Raw genomic sequence first — 22,162 nt, 5'->3', positions numbered from 1 at the left:
CCTCATGCGGCGATGCCGGCCATCATCAGGCCCAGCGTCTGTTCTTCGGCTTCCGCCGTTTTTTCTCCAACGACACGGCCGGCGAACATGACCATGATCCGGTCCGAAAGGGAACGGATTTCATCGAGTTCGACCGAAACCAGCAAGATCGCCTTGCCGGCATCGCGCATTTCGATGATGCGGCGATGGATGAATTCAATGGCGCCGATATCCACACCGCGAGTCGGCTGGCCGATGATCAACATCTTCGGATCACGTTCGATTTCGCGCGCGACGACGATCTTCTGCTGATTGCCGCCGGAAAAATTCGCGGTCTTCAAATGGGGGTTCGGCGGGCGGATGTCATATTTCTCGATCTTTTCGACGGCATCCTTGCGGATGGCCTCAGGGTTCAGGAAAGGTCCCCTGCCGTAACGCTCGTCATGGTGATAGCCGAGGATGGAGTTTTCATATTCCTCGAATTTCAACACCAGGCCCATATGATGGCGGTCTTCCGGGATATGCGCCAAACCAAGTTTGCGCAGGATCGCCGGATCGGGACGGTCCACCTTCTGGCCATCCACCCATATCTCGCCCGAAGATGGTTTGCGTATGCCGGCGATGGCTTCCAGCAGTTCCGATTGACCATTGCCGGCGACCCCGGCGATGCCGACGATTTCACCGGCACGGACGTCCAGCGACACATCATCCACCATGGTGACGCCGCGGCTGTCCTTGACGGTGAGATTGCGGATGGAGAGGAGAACATCGCCCGGCGTCGTCTCGCCCTTTTCCACCCGCAGCAGCACGCGCCGGCCAACCATCAGTTCTGCCAGTTCCTCGACGCTGGTCTCGGAGGTCTTGCGGGTCGCCACCATTTCGCCGCGGCGCATAACGGAGACGGAGTCCGTGATCGCCATGATTTCGCGCAGCTTGTGCGTGATGAGGATGATGGTCTTGCCCTGCTCACGCAGAACGCCGAGGATCTTGAAAAGGTGATCGGCCTCAGCCGGCGTCAGAACGCCTGTCGGCTCATCGAGGATCAGGATTTCGGCGCCACGATACATGGCTTTGAGGATTTCGACGCGCTGCTGCAGACCAACAGGCAATTCCTCGATCACCGCATCCGGATCGACTTCCAGCCCGTAATCATCCTCCAGACGCTTCAGCTCCTTGCGCGCTCCGGCCCTGCCTCTGGCCAGCAATGCGCCGCCCTCTGCACCCAGCATGACGTTTTCAAGCACGGTGAAATTTTCCACAAGCATGAAGTGCTGATGCACCATGCCGATACCCGCACTGATCGCGGCCTGACTGTCACGGATCGCAACGGGCGCGCCGTTCACCCGGATTTCGCCGGCATCTGCCTGGTAAAAACCATAGAGGATCGACATCAATGTCGATTTTCCAGCGCCATTTTCCCCGATGATGCCGTGGATCGTGCCCTTGGCGACGGTCAGATTGATATTCTTGTTGGCGTGAACGGCACCGAATTTCTTGTCGATGCCCACGAGCTCGATTGCAGGATCCATACTCAAACCTAACCTCTCCGAAGGCTGGATATGAAAAGGGCGCAAGATGAAAATTCATCATGCGCCCCAGTTACATATCATATCATTTCGGGCAGGAATTGTCCGCCATATAGTCATGAACCTTGATGGTACCGGCAATGATGTCGGCCTTCGCCTTGTCCACGGCAGCAATCATCTCAGGCGTGATCAGGGCCTTGTTGTTGTCATCAAGCGCATAGGCCACGCCGTCTTCCTTGACGCCGAGCGCCACGATGCCAGGGGTGAACTTGTCGTCCTTGGTATCCTTATAGGCATTATAGACTGCCAGATCGACGCGCTTGACCATGGAGGTCAGAACGGAACCCGGATGCAGGTGGTTCTGGTTGGAATCGACGCCGATCGAGAACTTCTTGTTGTCGGCAGCGGTCTGCAGCACGCCAATACCGGTCGCACCGGCTGCCGCGTAGATCACGTCCGCACCCTGGTCGATCTGGTTCTTGGTGAGTTCGCCACCGCGCACCGGATCGTTCCAGGCCGCACCCGTGGTGCCGGTCATGTTCTGGAAGACTTCGATCTTGTCGTTGGCCGCCTTGGCGCCCTGGGCATAACCACAGGCAAACTTACGGATCAGCGGAATATCCATGCCGCCGATGAAGCCGACCTTGCCGGTCTTGGAAGCCATGCCCGCCAGCAGACCGACGAGGTAGGAACCTTCATGCTCCTTATAGACGACGGAGCGGACATTCGGCAGTTCGACAACGGAATCGACAATCACGAATTTGGTGTCGGGGAATTCGGCTGCAACCTTTTCCATGGCCGAGGTCCAGGCAAAGGACACGGCGATGACGGGGTTGAAGCCCTTGCTGGCGAAGTTGCGGATGGCCTGTTCGCCCTGCGTGTCGCTGGTCGGCTCGAAGTCACGGTACTCGATGCCCGTTTCCGCCTTGAACTTTTCAGCGCCGGCCGCAGCGGCTTCGTTGAACGACTTGTCGAACTTGCCGCCCGTGCCATAAACCAGCGCCGGCTTGACATCCGCAGCGAGCGCGGAAGCCGACATTGCGGCAAGCGCAAACAGCGTCAGAAGGGATTTTTTCATTGTGCAGCCCTGTTGTTGCAATTGATATTATAAGGGTCCTCCCGCAATCCCGTTTACCGGAAATGTCTGCGGAACCGCCAACCGTTATACCGGCTGTGCTTGCCTCATATCCTTGCATGGCTCAATGAAAAATTCATCCGGTTTTTTTGACCCGGTGGAAAAACTTTTATCTGGCGCTTTTTTGGTCTTTCCACCGGGGCGACCTGCAAAAAATCTAGTCGATATTGCAGCTTACGCCGGTTCCCCTCAAGCCGCAGTAGCCACCCGGGTTCTTGGCAAGATATTGCTGATGATAGTCCTCAGCATAATAAAATGTTTCAAGCGGCCCGATTTCGGTGGTGATGGCCCGTCCATGGCCTGCCGCCTCCAGCGCCTGCTGAAAAGTGTCGCGCGCCTTTTGCGCCTGCTGCAGCTGGCCTTCGGTCGTCGCATATATTGTCGAACGATAGGTCGTGCCAACATCGTTGCCCTGCCGCATCCCCTGGGTCGGATCATGCTCCTCGAAGAATATCCTCAGCAGGCCCGACAACGAGATCACAGCCGGATCATAGACGACCTTCACGACTTCGGCGTGGCCCGTCTGGCCGGTCGTCGTCTCCTGATAGGTCGGATTCTCTGTAAAGCCGCCGGCATAACCCACCGCCGTCACCCAAACGCCCGGCGTCTGCCAGAACAACCGTTCCGCGCCCCAGAAGCAACCCATGCCGAGATAGATGATTTCCAAACCGTCTGGATAAGGGCCTTTCAACGGCCGACCATTGACGAAATGGTTCTCCGGCACGACAAGCGCCTCTTCACGACCCGGCAGAGCCGTCTCTTCGGTCGGCATCTTCGTCTTTTTTGAAAGCGTATCGAACAGGAACATCGGGACCTCCGTGCGGCCAATATCGCCGCTTCTCATGGTTCACAACTGCGGGCGCAAGGTCGTTCAGGCTGAAAAATCAGGCCGGCAAGCGCCTCATCGCCTTGTGCTTCCTGTAACCGGCCATCCAGCAAAGCAGCGACAGGACGAGGAAAAAAGCAAATGCAGGCAGCGCCGACAGCGCGTTTTCAATGAAGCGCCATGCTTCAGGGTGAATATAGTGACCCACGGCGGCTTCCACCATGGTGCGCGAGGCAGGAAGAAGATAATTCCAGACGGACAGGATGCCGGTAATATTGACCGAGGATGTTGAAACCGAGCGGATCGAATCAAGCACACCCAGAAAAACCGCCGCGAGAAGGAGAAGAAAGCTCAAAAACCGCAAAAAAGCTTTCATCCGGACACCTCGGTTGTGGTCCGTCTCTTCAACGGACATGTTTTGAAACATATAGCGCATCGATAAAGGCCGTAAAACCCGTTTGCAACCGCATCGAAATGCAGGAAATTGCCGACATTTCAAAAAACTGTCAGATTCGTGTTGATCCCTGCGAATTCATCGGTATATATCGCGCCGTTCCAGTGATTTGCATTCTTCAAAACATGCAGATTTGAAAAAAGGACAGGTGGCCGAGTGGTTTAAGGCGCACGCCTGGAACGCGTGTGTGCGTGAAAGCGTACCGTGGGTTCGAATCCCACCCTGTCCGCCATTTCACCTCATCTTTAGCCGCCGGCGTTGCTCCAAGCCATTACCGGATATATCTTCAGGATACCCGGCCACGCATAGCGTCAAAGTCGCGTTTTCCCGTTTCCGCAAGCCGTTATGGCTATGCTTCTGCACAGACAGCGGTTTCCTGCGCTTTTTGCTGCGCTTACCCCTCTCTTGCGCCTTGCAGCAGGAAAAATCGCTCCTTATATACGCCGCAGAACTGCAGCGAATGTTGCAAATCCAAGTCAAGGAGTTGCCACAAGAATGCCTCACGGGGTTCCGGCAGCTCGCTTCAAGGAGAGAAGAGCATGGCAAAAGTAATCGGTATCGACCTTGGCACGACCAATTCCTGCGTCGCAGTGATGGACGGCAAGGACACGAAAGTAATTGAAAACGCGGAAGGTGCGCGCACCACGCCGTCCATGGTGGCATTTTCCGACGATGGCGAACGCCTTGTCGGCCAGCCGGCCAAGCGCCAGGCGGTCACCAACCCGACCAACACCCTGTTTGCGGTCAAGCGCCTCATCGGTCGGCGTTACGAAGACCCGACTGTCGAGAAGGACAAGGCCCTCGTTCCCTTCGAAATCGTCAAGGGCGACAATGGCGACGCCTGGGTGAAGGCGCAGGACAAGAACTATTCCCCGTCGCAGATTTCCGCAATGATCCTTCAGAAGATGAAGGAAACAGCTGAATCCTATCTCGGTGAAAAGGTCGAGAAGGCCGTCATCACCGTTCCGGCTTATTTCAACGACGCGCAGCGTCAGGCAACCAAGGATGCTGGCCGCATCGCCGGTCTTGATGTTCTGCGTATCATCAACGAGCCGACTGCAGCTGCACTCGCTTACGGCCTCGACAAGAAGGACGGCAAGACGATCGCCGTTTACGACCTTGGCGGCGGTACCTTCGATATTTCCGTTCTGGAAATCGGCGACGGCGTCTTCGAAGTTAAGTCGACCAACGGCGATACCTTCCTCGGCGGTGAAGACTTCGACATGCGTCTGGTCGAATATCTGGCCGGCGAATTCAAGAAGGATCAGGGCATCGACCTGAAGAACGACAAGCTCGCTCTGCAGCGCCTCAAGGAAGCTGCCGAAAAGGCAAAGATCGAACTTTCGTCTTCGCAGCAGACCGAAATCAACCTGCCCTTCATTACGGCAGACGCTTCCGGTCCGAAGCATCTGACGCTGAAGCTCACCCGCGCCAAGTTCGAAAGCCTGGTTGACGATCTGGTGCAGCGCACCGTCGCGCCTTGCAAGGCGGCGCTGAAGGATGCCGGCGTTACCGCTGCCGAGATCGATGAAGTCGTTCTCGTTGGTGGCATGAGCCGCATGCCGAAGGTGCAGGAAGTCGTCAAGCAGCTGTTCGGCAAGGAGCCGCACAAGGGCGTGAACCCGGATGAAGTGGTCGCCATGGGCGCCGCCATTCAGGCCGGCGTTCTGCAGGGCGACGTCAAGGACGTTCTGCTGCTCGACGTGACCCCGCTGTCGCTCGGCATCGAAACGCTGGGTGGCGTCTTCACCCGTCTGATCGATCGCAACACGACGATCCCGACGAAGAAGAGCCAGACCTTCTCGACCGCCGAAGACAACCAGTCGGCCGTGACCATCCGCGTTTCGCAGGGCGAGCGTGAAATGGCGCAGGACAACAAGCTGCTCGGCCAGTTCGACCTCGTTGGCCTGCCGCCATCCCCGCGTGGCCTGCCGCAGATCGAAGTCACCTTCGATATCGACGCCAACGGCATCGTGCAGGTTTCGGCCAAGGACAAGGGCACAGGCAAGGAGCAGCAGATCCGCATCCAGGCCTCCGGTGGTCTTTCCGACGCCGACATCGAAAAGATGGTCAAGGACGCCGAGGCCAATGCCGAAGCTGACAAGAAGCGTCGTGCAGGTGTCGAAGCCAAGAACCAGGCAGAAAGCCTCATTCACTCCACCGAGAAGTCGGTGAAGGAATATGGCGACAAGGTTTCCGAGACCGACCGCAAGGCGATCGAAGATGCCATTGCCAGCCTGAAGACGGCGGTTGAAGCTTCCGAACCTGACGCCGACGACATTCAGGCGAAGACCCAGACCCTCATGGAAGTCTCCATGAAGCTCGGTCAGGCCATCTATGAAGCACAGCAGGCCGAGGCCGGCGACGCTTCCGCTGAAGGTGGCAAGGACGACGTCGTCGACGCCGACTATGAGGAAATCAAGGACGACAAGAAGTCCGCCTAATCGCGTGACTTTTAGTCTCCTGTCTATACATGCAAGATATCCGGCTGCCGACGTGCAGCCGGAAATCCATTTGCGGGGCTTGTTATCTTAATGGCGAAAGCAGACTTTTACGAAACACTTGGCGTCAGCAAGACCGCGGACGAAAAAGAGCTGAAAAGCGCCTTCCGCAAACTCGCGATGAAATTCCATCCGGACAAAAACCCTGACGATGCTGATTCCGAACGGAAGTTCAAGGAAATCAACGAGGCCTATGAAACGCTGAAGGATCCGCAAAAGCGTGCGGCCTATGACCGTTTCGGCCACGCCGCGTTTGAAAATGGCGGCATGGGTGGCGGTGGCATGGGCGGCGGCGGTTTCGCCAATGGCGGCTTCTCCGATATCTTCGAAGACATTTTCGGTGAGATGATGGGTGGCGGTCGTGCGCGCCGCTCTTCCGGCGGGCGCGAGCGCGGGGCCGATCTTCGTTACAATATGGAAATCACGCTGGAGGAAGCCTTCGCCGGCAAGACGGCGCAGATCAGGGTTCCGACCTCGATTACCTGCGACGTCTGTTCCGGCTCGGGCGCCAAACCCGGCACCCAGCCCAAGACCTGCGCCACCTGTCAGGGTTCCGGCCGCGTGCGCGCGGCACAGGGCTTCTTCTCGGTGGAGCGCACCTGCCCGACCTGCCATGGTCGCGGCCAGACGATTTCCGATCCGTGCGGCAAGTGCCATGGTCAGGGCCGTGTGACGGAAGAGCGTTCGCTTTCCGTCAACATTCCATCGGGCATCGAGGATGGCACGCGCATTCGTCTACAGGGCGAAGGCGAAGCCGGCATGCGTGGCGGCCCGGCAGGCGATCTTTATATCTTCCTGTCCGTGCGACCGCATGAGTTTTTCCAGCGCGACGGTGCCGACCTTTATTGCACCGTGCCGATTTCGATGACGACGGCAGCGCTTGGCGGCACCTTTGATGTCACGACGCTCGACGGTACCAAGTCGCGCGTCACGGTTCCGGAAGGCACCCAGCCGGGCAAGCAGTTCCGCCTGAAGGGCAAGGGCATGCCGGTGCTGCGTTCGGCGCAGACGGGTGATCTCTACATTCAGATCCAGATCGAGACGCCGCAGAAGCTCAGCAAGCGTCAGCGCGAGCTGTTGCAGGAGTTCGAGCAGCTCTCCTCCAAGGAGAACAATCCGGAATCAACCGGCTTCTTTGCCCGGATGAAGGAATTCTTCGACGGCTGATTACTACCGGCTACGTCCAATTAATAACGCCGCCATCTTTCGGGACTGGCGGCGTTTTCATTTCAAATTCAGCCGGAAAAGCCGCCTTCCTCCAGATATTGCCGTTCCTCCGGCGTCGTTTCCCGCAGCAATATGTCGTTGCGATGCGGAAAGCGGCCGAAACGTTCGACGATATCGCGATGTTCTTCGGCGTGGTGGAGATAAAGCCCGCCAAGGGGCTGGTTCAGGTCGCAGGCGCGTTGCTGGGCCGCAATATCCTCCGCATGGGAAAAGGGCAGATAGAAGAAAACGCGTAAATCCTCGCTCACTGCCTGATCGTGACCGCGGCGTATGGCTTCATCGGCAAACAGGCGTGCCAGCGGATCGGTGGCATACATATGGGCGGTGCCACGAAAGCAGTTGCGCGGGAACTGGTCGAGAAGGAGCATCAGCGCGAGGCTGCTTTCCGCACCCGCGAGCCAGCCATCCAGTTCACGCCGTGCGGCAGCGAAATGGGCGTCGCGGAAGCGGTCGTGAAAGTGATTGTCGAAAGCGGCATCCTTGTCGAACCATTTGTCCGGCCCGGCCTTTTTCCAGAAATTGGTGATTTCGGCGGCAAGTGCGACTGTGTCGTTTTTCATCGGGTGCTCCCTGTCAGTAGTGCGGTGGCCGGGTGATGGCAGGCGCGTCGAGCGACTGCTCCTCAAGGCTCAGAAACCTTTCCGTCAAGCGGTCTAGCTTGGCGCGGGTCTGCTCCACCACCTTCCACTGTTCCGTCAACTGGTCGGACAGCTCCTCGATGGTCTTTGCCTGATGCGCGATCGTCTCCTCGAGCGCAATGATCCGTTTTTCGGTTTCCGACGTCATATCGACCTCTCTTTCCCGCCCTTCCTTGGGCTTAAACGAGCGTGAGTCAACCATATGTCGCTTTCGTGAAGCGAATTCGTCGCAACCGATCCAGACACAAAAAAGCCGGCGATGTTTCCATCGCCGGCGTCTCACATTTTGATATTGTTCAGTCTTCTTCCACGAAAACCTCTTCGCGTTTCTTCTTCACGCTTGGCAGGAAGACGACGATCAGCACGGCCAGAGCGATGAAAAGCAGGGTGGCGCTGATCGGCCGGGTGACGAAGGTGGTCGGATCGCCGCGCGACAGAATCATGGCGCGACGCAGGTTTTCCTCCAGCAGCGGCCCGAGAACGAAGCCCAAAAGCAGTGGAGCGGGCTCGCAGCGCAGTTTTACCAGCACGTAACCGATGAAACCGAAGAAGGCGACGGCGTAGAGATCAAAGACGTTGGAATTGACGCTGTAGACCCCGATGGCGCAGAAGGCCATGATGATGGGGAACAGCACGTAATAAGGCACCGTCAGGAGCTTCACCCACAGCCCGATCAGCGGCAGGTTGAGGATGACGAGCATCAGGTTGCCGATCCACATGGAGGCGATGATGCCCCAGAACAGCGCCGGCTGTTCGGTTGCAACGTTCGGACCCGGCACGATGCCCTGAATGATCATCGCACCGATCATCAACGCCATGACCGGATTGGCGGGAATGCCAAGCGTCAGCAGCGGGATGAAGGAGGTCTGCGCGCCGGCATTATTGGCCGATTCCGGACCGGCAACGCCGGCAACCGCGCCATGCCCGAATTCTTCCGGGTTCTTGGAGACGCGTTTTTCCACCGTGTAGGAGGCAAAGGCCGCAAGAATTGCCCCGCCGCCCGGCAGGATGCCGAGAGCCGAGCCGATAACCGTGCCGCGCAGCACCGGGCCGATCATACGCTTGAAATCTTCCTTCGACGGCATCAGGCTGCTGACCTTGGCGATCAGCACTGACCGGGTGCGTTCATTCTCGAGATTGCGCAGGATTTCAGCAATGCCGAACACGCCCACGGCGACCGCAACGAAGTTCAGACCATCGGCATATTCGCGGATGCCGAGGGTGAAGCGCGGCGTGCCGCTGTAGATATCCGTACCGACCAGACCGAGCAGCAGACCGAGCACGACCATGGCCAGCGCCTTGACGATGGAGCCATGGGCAAGCGCGATGGACGAGACAAGGCCGACAACCATCAGCGAGAAATATTCAGCGGCACCGAATTCCAGCGCGATTGCCGTCAGAGGCGGCGCGAAGATTGCCACGAGGAAGGTGGAAACCGTACCCGCAAAAAACGAGCCGATGGCGGCAATTGCAAGTGCAGCGCCGGCTTTGCCCTTGCGCGCCATCTGGTAACCATCAATGGCAGTCACGGCGGAGGAGGACTCCCCCGGCATATTGATGAGGATGGCCGTGGTGGAGCCGCCATATTGCGCGCCATAATAAATACCGGCGAGCATGATCAGCGACGAGACGGGCTCAAGCTGAAAGGTGATCGGCAGCAGCATGGCGATGGTCGCCGTTGCGCCGATGCCCGGCAACACGCCGATGAGGGTGCCGAGCAACACGCCGATCAGGCAGAAAAAAAGGTTTGCCAGCGACGAAGCGGTGACGAAACCAAGAGCGAGATTATCAAGCAAATCCATCGGGGCGCCTCAAAATTTAAGCCAGGGGCCGAAGCGCTGGAATGGCAGGCCGAGACCATAATTGAACACAGCAACGGAGAAGACCGTGATGGCCGCGGAGATAACGACGGCCATCAGCGGGCTCATCTTGTGCGAGGCAAAGGCTGCGATAAGCGCGCTGAAAAACAGTGCCGGTACGAAACCCAATCCACGGACCGTGAAGCCGAAAAAGATCGGTGCGGGCAGGATGAAAAAAATCCCCCGCCAGGCGATGGCGCCGATGACATCACCCTGCACGCGCGTGGCGCGAAAGAATATGACGCTGCCGAGCAGGATCAACACGATTGCCAGAACAAGCGGGAAGTAACCCGGCCCCATGCGAAAGGCGGTTCCGATCTCCAGGCCGAAGGATTGCAAGGCGAAAAAAGCGCCAAAACCGATGAATATGGCCCCGCAGGCTGCTTCGGCAGGGTCAATGAAAAACGACTTCATGAAAGATGCCCCTCCACTGCGGCCGGCGACATACCGTTCCGCGCGTTAAAAATGACGGCAGGAAACCGGCGGCGAGACGCCGCCGGTCGGTTCCTGATCATCAGTCGGCATATTGGCCGGCGGACTCGATAACCGGCTTCCAGCGAGCTATTTCGCTTTCAAGCTTGGCCTTGAGTGCTGCGGGCGTCGCATCGCTTTCAGGGGAAGGCGTGGTACCGAGTTCGGCAAAACGGGCCGCGACATTTTTGTCCTTCAGCGCGACCTGCAGCGACTTGGAGAGCTTTTCGTTGATTTCGGCAGGTGTGCCCTTCGGCGTATAGATGCCGTGCCAGATGCCAACCTCGAGTTTCGGCAGGCCTTCTTCGGCGACCGTCGGCACGTTCGGAAGCACGTCGAGCCGCTTGGCCGAAGTCACGGCATAGGCTTTCACGGTTCCACCCTGGATCTGCTTGGTGGTGTTGGTGGTCTGGTCGCACATGATATCGACCTGGCCGCCGAGCAGGTCGGTCATTGCCGGGCCCGTGCCTTTGTAAGGGACTGTGACAAGCGGCGTCTCGATGGCGCTCATGAACAGCATGCCGCACAGATGCGAGGCGGCGCCGATGCCGGCATTGGCGACGGTGACTTTGTCCTTGTTCGCCTTGGCGTAGTCGATCAGCCCCTTCAAATCCTTGGTCTCAAGGTTCTTGCGCGACAGAATGGTCATCGGCACTTCGGTGACCAGACCGACATATTCGAAAGCGTTTGTCGTGTCATAGGCGAGCTTGCGATAGAGCGTTGCACTGGTCGCCATGCCGATATGGTGCAAGAGAACGGTGTAACCATCGGGGTCCGCCGCCGCAACGCGGCCAGCGCCGAGCGTGCCGCCCGCGCCGCCGACATTTTCGACGATGATCTGCTGGCCAAGATCCTTCGACATGGATTCGGCGACAAGACGCGCAACCGTATCCGTCGGGCCACCGGCAGAAAAGGGCACGACCATGGTGATGTTACGCTCGGGATAGTTCTGAGCGGATGCGGACAGCGCAAAAAGGGAAACGGCAGCGGCGGCAGCAAGGCCGGTGACTGTCTTCAGTATTTTCATCGATTCCTCCCGGATGAAAATGTTCGCCACTTCAGCCGCGCATACTCCTCTATGGCGGCCGGGGTGAGCTATTTGCGATCCGGGATTGTCGTTCAGCAACGGCGGTCTTGCCGAGAGATGCGCTTTTATCGTCGTCACAAAGGGCAATGGGTGGATTTCTACCCATAGAGGTTCATCCGTGGGTGGAAATCCACCCATCACACCTCTGTCATATGCCGGTGCAGTTCATATTTCTGCATTTTTTCGTAAAGCGTTTTGCGGGAAATGCCGAGGCTCTCATAGACGGATTTCAGATTGCCGCCGTGGACGGCAATCGCGCGCGCAATCAGGCTTTTTTCATAGGCTGCGACCCTTGTGGCGAGCCCTTCCCTGCCATCATCCTGAAACGACGGTGAGGCTTCGGAAGCATCGCTTTCCAGGCCAAGGACGAAGCGGTCCGCCGCATTGCGCAGTTCACGCACGTTGCCGGGCCACTCGCGAAGGGAAACGACGGAGAGCAGTTGTTGCGGCACGTCCATGTCCTCCCGCCCGTAACGGGCGGCAGCCTCCCGCACCAGATGCAGGAACAGCAGCGGTATATCGGCGCTGCGCTGCGACAGGGAGGGCACAAGGATTGTCGCGACATTCAGACGATAAAGAAGATCGGCGCGGAACCGGCCTGCGGCGACTTCCTGTTCCAGATCGACCTTGCTGGTGGCGATGAAACGGACGTCGAGTTCGACGGTTTCATTGGAGCCAAGACGGGTAATAACCCGCTCCTGCAAGACACGGAGGAACCGGCCCTGCAATTCGAACGGCATGGAACCGATTTCATCCAGCAGGATGGTGCCGCCACGAGCGTGCTCGAACTTGCCATAGCGCGGGCGCAGCGCACCCGGAAAAGCACCGGCCTCATGGCCGAAGAGTTCACTTTCGATCAGCGTCTGCGGAAGGGCGGCGCAATTGATTGCAACGAAGGGCCGGTTGGCTCTGGCGCTGATATCATGCAGCGCTCGCGCCACCACCTCCTTGCCAGCACCAGTATCGCCGACGATCAGCGTATCGGCGTCCGTCGCACCGATGGCGCGGATACGATACCGCAGATCGACCATGACCTGGGTTCGGCCGGGCAGACGCGTTTCGAGATCGTCATGTTTGCCCGCCACCGCCTTCAGGCGGCGGTTTTCCAGCACCAGCGCCCGCCGGTCATTGGCTCTCTTGATGATGCCGGCGAGATATTGCGGCGTGAACGGCTTTTCGATGAAGTCATAGGCCCCATTGCGCATGGCATTGACCGCCAGCTGCACATCGCCGTGTCCGGTCATGAGGATGACAGGTATTTCCGGGTCAAGCTCCCGCACCTTCTGCAACAGCGTCATGCCATCCATGCCTGGCATGCGGATATCGCTGACCACGACGCCATCGAAGCTGTAACCGATGAGTTCGAGCGCATGTTCGGCGCTCGCCAGCATGGTGACGGCGAAACCGGAAAGCTCCAGCGCCTGTGCGGTGGAAAAACGTAGCTCCTCCTCATCATCGATCAACAGGACCCGCGACATGGTCATTCGGCGGCCACCTCCATACGATAGGCTGCTGCCGGCAATTCGATCTCGAATTCCGCCCCGCCCTCTTCATGGTTTCGGACACGCAACTGGCCGCCGAAATCCTTGATGATGTTGTAGGAGATGGAAAGGCCTAGGCCGAGACCGCGCCCCACACCCTTGGTGGTGAAGAAGGGATCGAAGATGCGTTCCGAAATCGCCGGCGGCACGCCGGGGCCACGGTCGCGAATGAAGATCGACACCGTCTGGTCATGCTGTATAGCCTGCAGGGCAATGCGGCGATCCTCGCGCCCTTCCACGGCATCGGCAGCATTGGAGATGACGTTGACGAGAACCTGCTGCAGCCGCACTGAGCCGGCCTTCACCGCAAGCGGCACCGGGCCGAGATCGACATCCAGCACCGCATTGGCGGCCTTCAGCCGCGCACCGACGATTTCCAGCGTATCGCGAAGCACAGCCTCCAGACCGACCGCCGCCATTTTTTCGTTGGGCTTGCGGGCGAAATTCCTCAAGTGTTTGCTGATGGACGCCATACGATCGATGAGGCCCGAGATGCGTCTGAGATTTTCCGTCACGTCGTCCAGACGTCCGCGCTCCACCAGAAGCGAGGCGTTTTCCGCATAGTTCTTGGCGGCGGCAAGCGGCTGGTTGAATTCGTGTGACAGAGCCGCCGACATCTGACCGAGTGCGGCAAGCTTACCCGCCTGCACCAGATCATTCTGCATCCTGCGCAATTGTTTCTCGGTCTGACGGCGTTCGGCGATCTCGTGCTTGATCTCCTGGTTGACCCGGGCGAGATCCGCGGTGCGCTCCTCTACCCGGCGCTCCAGTTCAGCCTGAGCCTCGGCCTGATGGGTCAGGCGCTCACGCAGACGCCGCCGCCGCTGCAGCATGGCGGCGATGAGGGCGGCAGCGAGACATAGACACAGGATGATCGCAATCATCGCCGTCTTGACCTGTGTCCTGACTGAACCCGTATCAATCAGCACGCTGACGGTCCAGCCGGCATCCGGCATCGGCTGCGACAGGACCATATATTCCCTCTCGCCGTCATTCTGGGTGATCGTCATCAGTTGATGGGAGCCGAAATTGCCGTTTTTCACCGGCAGCTCCTTCAGCGTGGCATTGGCATAACGACGAGAGGCCTCCGTGCGCGCCAACCTTTCGGGCGTCAACGGCATCAGGCCGGAATAGAGCCATTGCGGCGTTCCGGTCATGAATATGATGCCTTCGGGGTCCGACACCAGAATGCGGTTCTCGCCATCACCGAAGGAGGCCTCGATGCCTTCGATATCCACCTTGAAGACAATGACGCCCTTGATCTCCTCATTAAAGAGAATGGGAGCGGAAAAATAATAGCCACGCTTGTGAGAGGTGGTGCCAAGCGCGAAGAAGCGCGACTGCAAGCCTTTTGCCGCATCCTGAAAATAGGGACGATAGCTGAAATTCTCGCCGACGAAGCTGGTCGGTCCATCATAATTGCTGGCCGCGACGGTCTCGCCGTCCAGCGTGATGATGTAGATATCGGAGGATTCCAGCAGGGTGTTGATGGATTTGAGATAGACATTGGCACGCTGGCGCAACGCCTCGTCCTTCGGATGCGCGACCAGTTCCTCAATGTCGTCGTGGTCGGCAATCAGGGCCGGCAGCGGCTCGTAACGGCTCAAAAGCCCGCCGAGGGCCGAGACGGCCAAACGCAGAGTGGTGCGCCCCTGATCGGAGACTTCGCCGAAATAACTTTCCGCGATGATGCTGCCGCCCCTTGTAACGGCGCCATAACCGAGGCCGAGGCTGAGAAATATCAGCAAAATCCAGCGATATTTCACCGAAGCTCCTCTCCCACATCAGGCTCCCGCCAACTCCCACAGAGAGTGTAAGAGGTGTTATCTTATTTTCCAAGTGACCCGCCTTTGACGGACGCCCCCTCAGAAAACAAAAAACCGGCCACTAGGGCCGGTTTTTTGCAAATAAGACTTCAGAAAAGCTTATGCGCTTTCCTTCGGCGTCAGAACCTGACGGCCACGATACATACCGGTCTTCAGATCGATATGGTGCGGGCGGCGCAGTTCGCCGGAGTTCTTGTCTTCAACGTAGGTTGCAGACTTGAGACCGTCAGCCGAGCGGCGCATACCGCGCTTGGACGGGCTTGTTTTTCTTTTTGGTACAGCCATTTTTGTTACTCCACTTTAGCGGCGAAACAACGGAACCGGCCAGAACCAAAGGCCGAATGTCGGGTGTCTCGATATCGGAAATTTGGCGCGCTTATACATGCCCAAACGGGCTTTGACCAGCCCTGACGCGCATTTTTTCCGATTCAGCGGAATTGGTGCAACGGGCTGCCGTCAGGCGTAGCAAATCATGCCTCACCCCCTATCAAAAACGACAAGCTCCTTGAAGTGGTTCATATCCTTGAATTCACAGAAAGCCGGTGGCCGCATCTCGATGACCGGCGCTGCCGCACGCAGTTCTTCCAGCTCCTCATCGAGCATCGCCTGCCAGCGTGGCAGGCACTCCGGATCGAACCAGCGCGTGACGTAAGACAGCGTAATATGGAACTCATAACTCTCATGGTTGGGATGCCGGTAGCCGAAGGCCTCGGCAAACGCATCGCGCCACAACGCAACGATCCGATCGTCTTCCGAGGTCACGCCTTGCATCACCAGCCCTGTGGGCATGAGGCCAGTCACCTGCATATTGAAAACCGGAAGGGCGGGAAAGGCCGAAAGACGATCGCGATAATAGTCCGTCATCGTGTCGATCGGCGTATCGAGCGGCATGTTCTCCGGCCAATAGGGCAGAGCGCGCCGATATTCTATGATGCCCTGAAATACCGTCATGTGCAGGCTGGAAACCGGTGTGAAGGCAAGCTGCGATGCCTCGGGCATATCCAGGAAGCGCTGGCGCGTCTTGATGATCGCGCTTTCGCTCTGCGACCCCTCGAGGAGATGACAAACCACCGTATTGCCCGGCTCGGGCAGAAATTTGCCATCCAAATTGTAACGGCTACCGAGATGGCGCGGTGGTTCATCATGGCTGTTGGCGGAGAAATATTCCAGATCTTTCGAGACGAGCGGGGCGTGCATCGGGGAACTCCTTGTGAGAGGTTCCCCCTAGTCTGCGCACGCAACAAATCAATGACATTGGCCTATCAGATAGCCGTCAATGCGCCTCGTCCCAATTCTCCGCAGCACGCGCATCCACCTGCAACGGCACCTTCATGGAAATCGCCGGCATGGCCGCGTTTTCCATGACCGAGACGACGACCGGCAGGGTCTTTTCGATTTCCGCTTCTTCGACTTCGAATATGAGTTCGTCATGTACTTGCAAAAGCATGCGGGCGGAGAGCTTCTCCGCTTCCAGCGCCGGCTCGATACGGACCATGGCACGACGAATGATATCGGCAGCGGAGCCCTGGATCGGGGCATTGATGGCCGCCCGTTCATTAAAGGCTTTCACCGAAGGATTGGAAGAGCGGATTTCCGGATAATGCGCGCGGCGGCCGAAAATCGTTTCGACATAGCCATTCTCGCGGGCGAAAGCCTTGGTCGCTTCCATGTAATCGCGAATGCCGGGAAACCGCTCGAAATATTTCTTGATATATTCACCGGCCTCCGAGCGGGAGATACTCAGCTGGTTGGCGAGACCGAAAGCAGAAATACCGTAGATGATACCGAAATTGATGGCCTTGGCGCGGCGGCGCACTTCCGACGGCATGCCTTCCACCGGAACGCCGAACATCTCCGATGCGGTCATTGCATGGATGTCGATGCCGTTTTCGAAGGCGTTGCGCAGTTGCGGAATATCGGCGACGTGAGCGAGCACCCGCAGCTCGATCTGGCTGTAGTCGGCGGATAGTAGCTTGTGACCGGGCGTGGAGATGAAGGCCGTGCGGATCTTGCGGCCTTCGGCGGTGCGCACCGGAATGTTCTGAAGGTTCGGTTCCGAAGACGACAGACGCCCCGTGGTGGTGGAAGCGAGCGCGTATGACGTATGCACCCGCTTCGTTTCAGGGTGGATATAGCCGGGCAGCGCATCCGTATAGGTCGATTTCAACTTGGTCAGCTGCCGCCAGTCAACGATCTTGCGTGGCAGTTCGGCACCTTCCGCCGCCAGATCTTCCAGAACCTGCGCCGATGTCGACCATTGGCCGGTCTTGGTTTTGGAGCCGCCGGGCAAGCCCATCCTGCCGAACAGAATATCACCAAGCTGCTTTGGCGAGCCGATGTTGAAACGCTCACCCGCCAGCTGGTAGACTTCCTCTTCGAAGGCGGCCGCCTTTTGCGCCAGTTCGCCGGAGAGACGTGACAGGATCTGCCGGTCAACGGTGATGCCGCGTTCTTCCATGTGTGCCAGAACCGGCACCAGAGGGCGCTCCAGCCGCTCGTAGACGCTGGTCAGCCGCTCGGCGGCCAGCCGGGGCTTCAGGGCCATCCAGAGGCGCAGGGTGACATCCGCGTCTTCCGCTGCGTAAGCCGTCGCCTTGTCTATGTCGACGAAATCGAAGGTGACGCTCGACTTACCCGATCCCGCCACGTCCTTGTAAGCGATCGGCGTGTGGCCCAGCCAGCGTTCGGACAGCGAATCCATGCCATGCGTGGCCTTGCCAGCCTCGAGAACATAAGAAATCAGCATGGTATCGTCGAAGCTCTGCATGACGACGCCGTGGCGTTTCATCAGCAGATAGTCATATTTGAGGTTCTGGGCGACTTTCAGAACCGCAGGATCCTCGAGGAGGTTTTTCAAACGCGCCAGCGCTTCGGCAAACGGTACCTGCCCTTCGGCAAGCTTGATACCATCGCTGAAAAGATCGCCGCCTGAGCCGGTCTTGTGCGTCAAGGGAACATAGGCAGCGCGGATATCGGTGCCCGAGGCGTCCTTGCCATTATCGGCAATGGCAAGCGAAAAACCGACAAGTTCCGCCTGCATCGGATCAAGCGAAGTCGTTTCCGTGTCGAAGGCGACGACGCCGGTCTCACGGGCTGCAGCAATCCAGCGGTCCAGTTCTGCAAGGTCTCTGATCGTCGTATAAGCGGTCGTATCGATCTTGGCGGCTGAAAAAAGCGCCTGGCGCGCGGCGGCGAGATCGGCAGGTGCGCTGCCTTCCCCGGCCAGCTTTCTCGCCGGAGCAGAGGGCGAAGCCGAGGCGGCAGTTGCACCGGCGGCCACGTCACCAAGAGCGACTGCCGAAGCGGGCGCATCGAGATCGGGGCCATGGGCATCCGCCCCCCACTGCACCGGCACATTGGCGGGGTCGATAGCAGAGGCGTCGCTGTCGGTCGCTTCGGCAACGCGGCGGGTCAGCGTCGTGAATTCCATCGCCTTCAGGAAAGCGATGAGCTTCGGGCCGTTCTGCGGTTCGAGCACCAACGCCTCAAGAGATTGCTCCAGCGGCACATCGGTTCTGAGCGCTACGAGCTGTCTGGAAAGACGGGCAAGATCGGCATTGGCGATGATGTTTTCCCGACGCTTCTGCTGCTTGATTTCGCCCGCCCGCGCCAGCAGCGTATCGAGATCGCCATATTCCTCCAGCAATTGCGCCGCCGTCTTCGGCCCGATGCCGGGAATGCCCGGGACATTATCGGTGGAATCGCCGGTCATCGCCTGGAGGTCGATCATCTTTTCCGGACCGACGCCCCATTTTTCGATGACGTCAGGGACGCCGATCTGCTTGTCCTTCATGGCATCGTACATATGCACATTGGCCGTGACGAGCTGCATCAGATCCTTGTCGGAAGAGATGATCGTGACGTCGGCGCCAATCGCCTCCGCCTGGCGGGCATAGGTGGCGATGATGTCATCCGCCTCGAAACCTTCGGTCTCGATGCAGGGAAGGTTGAAGGCGCGCGTTGCCTCGCGGATCAGTCCGAATTGCGGAACCAGATCTTCCGGCGGCGCGGTGCGATTGGCTTTGTAGAGATCGTAAAGCTCGTTGCGGAATGTTTTCGACGAATAGTCGAAAATCACCGCAAAATGTGTGGGCGTCACGCCGACATCGGTGTTGCGCGCATCCTTCAGGAGCTTCCACAACATGTTGCAGAAGCCGGAGACGGCGTTGACCGGCAGCCCGTCCGACTTGCGGTTCAGCGGCGGAATGGCATGGAAGGCCCGGAAAATGAAACCGGAACCGTCAACGAGGAAGAGATGATCGCCTTTTTTCATGGCGATATGGATAGCGCGGGGCCGTTTTGGCGTCCACCGAAACTTCGCACAACACACCGCAAAGCACTGGAAACGAGGCCGCCCAAAAAGCGCTGAGAATTCACCCGAACGTTACCGATTTGTAATCAGCTCCTCCCTTGAAAAGCCGTATTTGGAGACACATTTCATAAGGGACGGCGCCTGATCACGCCGTAGTCTGATAGCTGGCTCGTCCCCCGCCGCGTCAGACCGGACAAAGGCCTTTCCCCCTCTCCGGGCCTTTGTCCTCCAATATGACCGCCATGGCCGATCCCTCCCGGCCATGGCGGTTTTATTTTGTTCCGGATTCCGGGCTGGCGTAAACATATCATACGATATATATCGCGCTATCAATTGCCGGAATATGCCGGCTGAAATGCGCTACGGACGGAAGAATGGGATTTTCCCGGGACGAATCGGCAATTTATCTCGCCACGAAAATGGCGCGGGAATTCACCATGGCGCTGCAAAAAAGAGCCGCTGCCCTGGGTTTCTCCCCCGGGCAATTCCCCATCCTCATTGAGCTATGGCATGAGGAAGGCCTGACGCAGCGGCAATTGCTCGATAGAATCGACGTCGAGCAGGCAACGCTTGCCAATACGCTCTCACGTATGGAGCGCGACGGGCTGATCATCCGCAAATCCCATCCCAGCGACCGCCGGGCCCAGATCATCGAGCTGACCCAGCGCGGCAGGGATCTGGAGGCGAATGCCATTGCAGCGTCTGAGGCCACCGAAGAGACGCTGCTTAAGGATTTCCGCCGTTTCGAAAGACAGCTTCTGCTGGAATATATGCGCCGGGCGATCGAAAGCGCAAAAAAAGCGAAATAGCATCTGCAACTTGAAACCGCTGCTTATCTGCTCCGCGGCCTGTCATTGCTGAAGGCTCCGGGTTTTGTTTATGCGCAATTTCGGATGGAAAACCGCTTCGCAGTTTTCCTGAACTGCTCTATCGTTCCGGCGGCTGCACGTTTGGCGATTCACGGCACGTCAGCCCCTTGTTCCCACGCGATGCGCGATGCCCGGATGCCTCGTCCATCGCGGGGTCACGACAGACATGACAGGATCAGCGATGACAGACGTTTCCCCCATTCTTTCCACCGCCGACGACAATCTTACATCCAGCCTCGAGCGGCTGTTCGAACTGGTGCGCATTCCGTCGATTTCCACGGACCCCGCTTATAAGGCGGAATGCCGCAAGGCGGCGGAATGGCTGGTCAGAACGCTCTCCTCACTGGGCTTTGAGGCTTCCGTTCGCGATACAGCCGGTCATCCCATGGTGGTGGCGCATCATGATGCAGCCACCAAAGACGCACCACATGTGCTTTTTTACGGGCACTACGACGTGCAGCCGGTCGATCCGCTCAATCTCTGGGAAAATGACCCATTCGAACCAGCCATCAAGGATCTCGGCGCTGGCCGTCAAGTGATTACCGGGCGCGGAACGGCTGACGACAAAGGCCAGCTGATGACTTTCGTGGAAGCCTGCCGGGCTTACAAGGCCGTCAATGGCGGCCTGCCGGTGCGCGTCACCATTCTCTTTGAGGGTGAAGAGGAATCCGGCTCCCCCTCGCTGAAGCCGTTCCTCGAAGCCAATGCGGATGAGCTGAAGGCCGATTATGCGCTGGTCTGCGATACCGGCATGTGGGATCGCGATACGCCCGCCATTGCCGCCGCCCTTCGCGGCCTCGTCGGGGAAGAGATCGTCATCACAGCGGCTGACCGCGATCTGCATTCCGGTCTGTTCGGTGGGGCGGCCGCAAATCCGATCCACATTCTGACCGATATTTTGGCTGGCCTGCATGACGAAACCGGCCGTGTCACGCTTTCCGGCTTCTATGACGGCGTGGAGGAAACCCCTGCCAACATCAAGGCCTCCTGGGAAACGCTGGGGCGCTCAGCGGAAGCCTTCCTCGGTGAAGTCGGCCTTTCGGTTCCCTCTGGCGAAAAAGGCCGCACCGTGCTGGAGCAGACCTGGGCGCGGCCGACGGCGGAAGTCAACGGCATCATCGGCGGCTATACCGGTGACGGTTTCAAGACCGTAATCGCCGCAAAAGCTTCCGCCAAGGTGTCCTTCCGTCTCGTTGGCGAACAGAACCCCGCGGCCATTCGCGAGAGCTTCCGGGCTTATGTGCGCTCGAAAATCCCGGCGGATTGCTCGGTGGAGTTTCATGAGCATGGCGCATCGCCGGCTATCCAGCTTTCTTATGATTCACCGGTGCTGACCAAGGCTAAAAACGCGCTTTCGGACGAGTGGCCGAAACCCGCCGTCGTCATCGGCATGGGCGGCTCGATCCCGATCGTCGGTGATTTCCAGAAGATGCTGGGCATGGATTCGCTGCTTGTCGGCTTCGGCCTTACCGACGACCGCATTCATTCGCCCAATGAAAAATACGACCTGCAGTCCTTCCACAAGGGCATCCGCTCCTGGGTCCGCATTCTCGACGCGCTGGCGGCAAAGTAGTCAAAAAAAGAGGAGGCGTCGGTTACCCGACTCCTCCTTTTTCTGCTTATTGCCATTTTACGTTTTGGCACTCAAAAACAAAAAGGCCGGGCAAGCCCGACCTTTCCATCCGTTTTTCGTCAATGCCAGTACATCCGTGGTCAAAGCGTTCAACGGTCTGATGCTTCAGAGCGCGTCGATCATGTCGACGCTGCTTTCACGATCAGGATCAGCTGTTTCGGTTAATCTTTGGTTAACGCGATCACAGCGGCATTATCAAAATGCCCACCTGACAGGTTTCATCCGAAACACCGTTGAACCCTATATTGGTATGCGATCCGTTCTTTTCAAGACCGGCC

18 protein-coding genes and 1 tRNA gene are annotated in these 22,162 nt (G+C 58.3%); 5 read left to right on the top strand and 14 right to left on the bottom strand.

The window, feature by feature from the left end:
- Positions 1–2 precede the first annotated feature (2 nt).
- The 4 genes from AKG12_RS19570 to AKG12_RS19555 all read right to left on the bottom strand — a co-directional run bounded on the left by AKG12_RS19570 (position 3) and on the right by AKG12_RS19555 (position 3,842).
- Complete coding sequence (locus AKG12_RS19570; protein WP_046799136.1) at positions 3–1,508, bottom strand: ABC transporter ATP-binding protein; 1,506 nt, start codon at positions 1,506–1,508, stop codon at positions 3–5.
- Positions 1,509–1,590: 82 nt separating this feature from the next.
- On the bottom strand, positions 1,591–2,583 hold the full coding sequence (locus AKG12_RS19565) for a BMP family lipoprotein (protein WP_046799135.1): 993 nt from the start codon (positions 2,581–2,583) through the stop codon (positions 1,591–1,593).
- Positions 2,584–2,797: 214 nt separating this feature from the next.
- Positions 2,798–3,448 (bottom strand): peptide-methionine (S)-S-oxide reductase MsrA, encoded by a 651-nt coding sequence (msrA, locus tag AKG12_RS19560; RefSeq protein WP_052820125.1) that lies wholly within the window; start codon positions 3,446–3,448, stop codon positions 2,798–2,800.
- 76 nt (positions 3,449–3,524) lie between these two features.
- Positions 3,525–3,842, bottom strand: a complete 318-nt coding sequence (locus AKG12_RS19555; RefSeq protein ID WP_052820230.1) for a hypothetical protein — start codon at positions 3,840–3,842, stop codon at positions 3,525–3,527.
- 220 nt (positions 3,843–4,062) lie between these two features.
- Here AKG12_RS19555 and AKG12_RS19550 point away from each other — a divergent pair.
- The 3 genes from AKG12_RS19550 to dnaJ all read left to right on the top strand — a co-directional run bounded on the left by AKG12_RS19550 (position 4,063) and on the right by dnaJ (position 7,588).
- Positions 4,063–4,152, top strand: a tRNA-Ser gene (locus AKG12_RS19550).
- 307 nt (positions 4,153–4,459) lie between these two features.
- The gene (gene dnaK / locus AKG12_RS19545) at positions 4,460–6,364 is read left to right on the top strand and encodes a molecular chaperone DnaK (RefSeq protein ID WP_046799134.1); all 1,905 of its coding nucleotides are present in this window, start codon (positions 4,460–4,462) and stop codon (positions 6,362–6,364) included.
- Between the two features lie 90 nt (positions 6,365–6,454).
- On the top strand, positions 6,455–7,588 hold the full coding sequence (gene dnaJ / locus AKG12_RS19540) for a molecular chaperone DnaJ (protein ID WP_006309945.1): 1,134 nt from the start codon (positions 6,455–6,457) through the stop codon (positions 7,586–7,588).
- A 68-nt stretch (positions 7,589–7,656) separates the two neighbouring features.
- On the opposite strand, the gene AKG12_RS19535 is transcribed toward dnaJ, so the two are convergent.
- From AKG12_RS19535 to polA, 10 genes are all read right to left on the bottom strand, one after another.
- Positions 7,657–8,208: a DUF924 family protein gene (locus AKG12_RS19535; RefSeq protein ID WP_046799133.1), complete on the bottom strand. Its 552-nt coding sequence runs from the start codon at positions 8,206–8,208 to the stop codon at positions 7,657–7,659.
- A 13-nt stretch (positions 8,209–8,221) separates the two neighbouring features.
- Positions 8,222–8,434 (bottom strand): SlyX family protein, encoded by a 213-nt coding sequence (locus AKG12_RS19530; protein ID WP_013635242.1) that lies wholly within the window; start codon positions 8,432–8,434, stop codon positions 8,222–8,224.
- A 148-nt stretch (positions 8,435–8,582) separates the two neighbouring features.
- Entirely contained in the window at positions 8,583–10,088 is a 1,506-nt protein-coding gene (locus AKG12_RS19525) for a tripartite tricarboxylate transporter permease (RefSeq protein WP_046799132.1), read from the bottom strand.
- A 9-nt stretch (positions 10,089–10,097) separates the two neighbouring features.
- Positions 10,098–10,559 (bottom strand): tripartite tricarboxylate transporter TctB family protein, encoded by a 462-nt coding sequence (locus AKG12_RS19520; RefSeq protein ID WP_046799131.1) that lies wholly within the window; start codon positions 10,557–10,559, stop codon positions 10,098–10,100.
- Positions 10,560–10,659: 100 nt separating this feature from the next.
- Positions 10,660–11,643 (bottom strand): tripartite tricarboxylate transporter substrate-binding protein, encoded by a 984-nt coding sequence (locus AKG12_RS19515; RefSeq protein ID WP_046799422.1) that lies wholly within the window; start codon positions 11,641–11,643, stop codon positions 10,660–10,662.
- Between the two features lie 197 nt (positions 11,644–11,840).
- Positions 11,841–13,187, bottom strand: coding sequence for a sigma-54-dependent transcriptional regulator (locus tag AKG12_RS19510; protein WP_046799130.1), 1,347 nt, complete (start codon positions 13,185–13,187; stop codon positions 11,841–11,843).
- Complete coding sequence (locus tag AKG12_RS19505; protein WP_052820124.1) at positions 13,184–15,010, bottom strand: sensor histidine kinase; 1,827 nt, start codon at positions 15,008–15,010, stop codon at positions 13,184–13,186. The genes AKG12_RS19510 and AKG12_RS19505 overlap by 4 nt, the downstream gene beginning before the upstream one ends.
- Positions 15,011–15,169: 159 nt before the next feature.
- Positions 15,170–15,355, bottom strand: a complete 186-nt coding sequence (gene rpmF, locus AKG12_RS19500; protein ID WP_003507205.1) for a 50S ribosomal protein L32 — start codon at positions 15,353–15,355, stop codon at positions 15,170–15,172.
- Between the two features lie 192 nt (positions 15,356–15,547).
- Positions 15,548–16,267, bottom strand: a complete 720-nt coding sequence (locus tag AKG12_RS19495; protein ID WP_052820123.1) for a DUF1868 domain-containing protein — start codon at positions 16,265–16,267, stop codon at positions 15,548–15,550.
- 76 nt (positions 16,268–16,343) lie between these two features.
- Complete coding sequence (gene polA / locus AKG12_RS19490) at positions 16,344–19,343, bottom strand: DNA polymerase I (RefSeq protein ID WP_052820122.1); 3,000 nt, start codon at positions 19,341–19,343, stop codon at positions 16,344–16,346.
- Between the two features lie 413 nt (positions 19,344–19,756).
- Between polA and AKG12_RS19485 the strand changes: the two genes are divergently transcribed.
- Complete coding sequence (locus AKG12_RS19485) at positions 19,757–20,191, top strand: MarR family winged helix-turn-helix transcriptional regulator (protein ID WP_046799126.1); 435 nt, start codon at positions 19,757–19,759, stop codon at positions 20,189–20,191.
- Between the two features lie 241 nt (positions 20,192–20,432).
- Positions 20,433–21,824: a dipeptidase gene (locus tag AKG12_RS19480; protein ID WP_052820121.1), complete on the top strand. Its 1,392-nt coding sequence runs from the start codon at positions 20,433–20,435 to the stop codon at positions 21,822–21,824.
- Positions 21,825–22,162 lie beyond the last annotated feature (338 nt).

Source organism: Agrobacterium sp. SUL3 (genome assembly GCF_001263295.1).
Classification (GTDB): Bacteria; Pseudomonadota; Alphaproteobacteria; order Rhizobiales; family Rhizobiaceae; genus Agrobacterium; species Agrobacterium tomkonis.
Note: the sequence above shows the minus strand (reverse complement) of the source record. Positions and strands in the feature narration are given on the sequence as shown.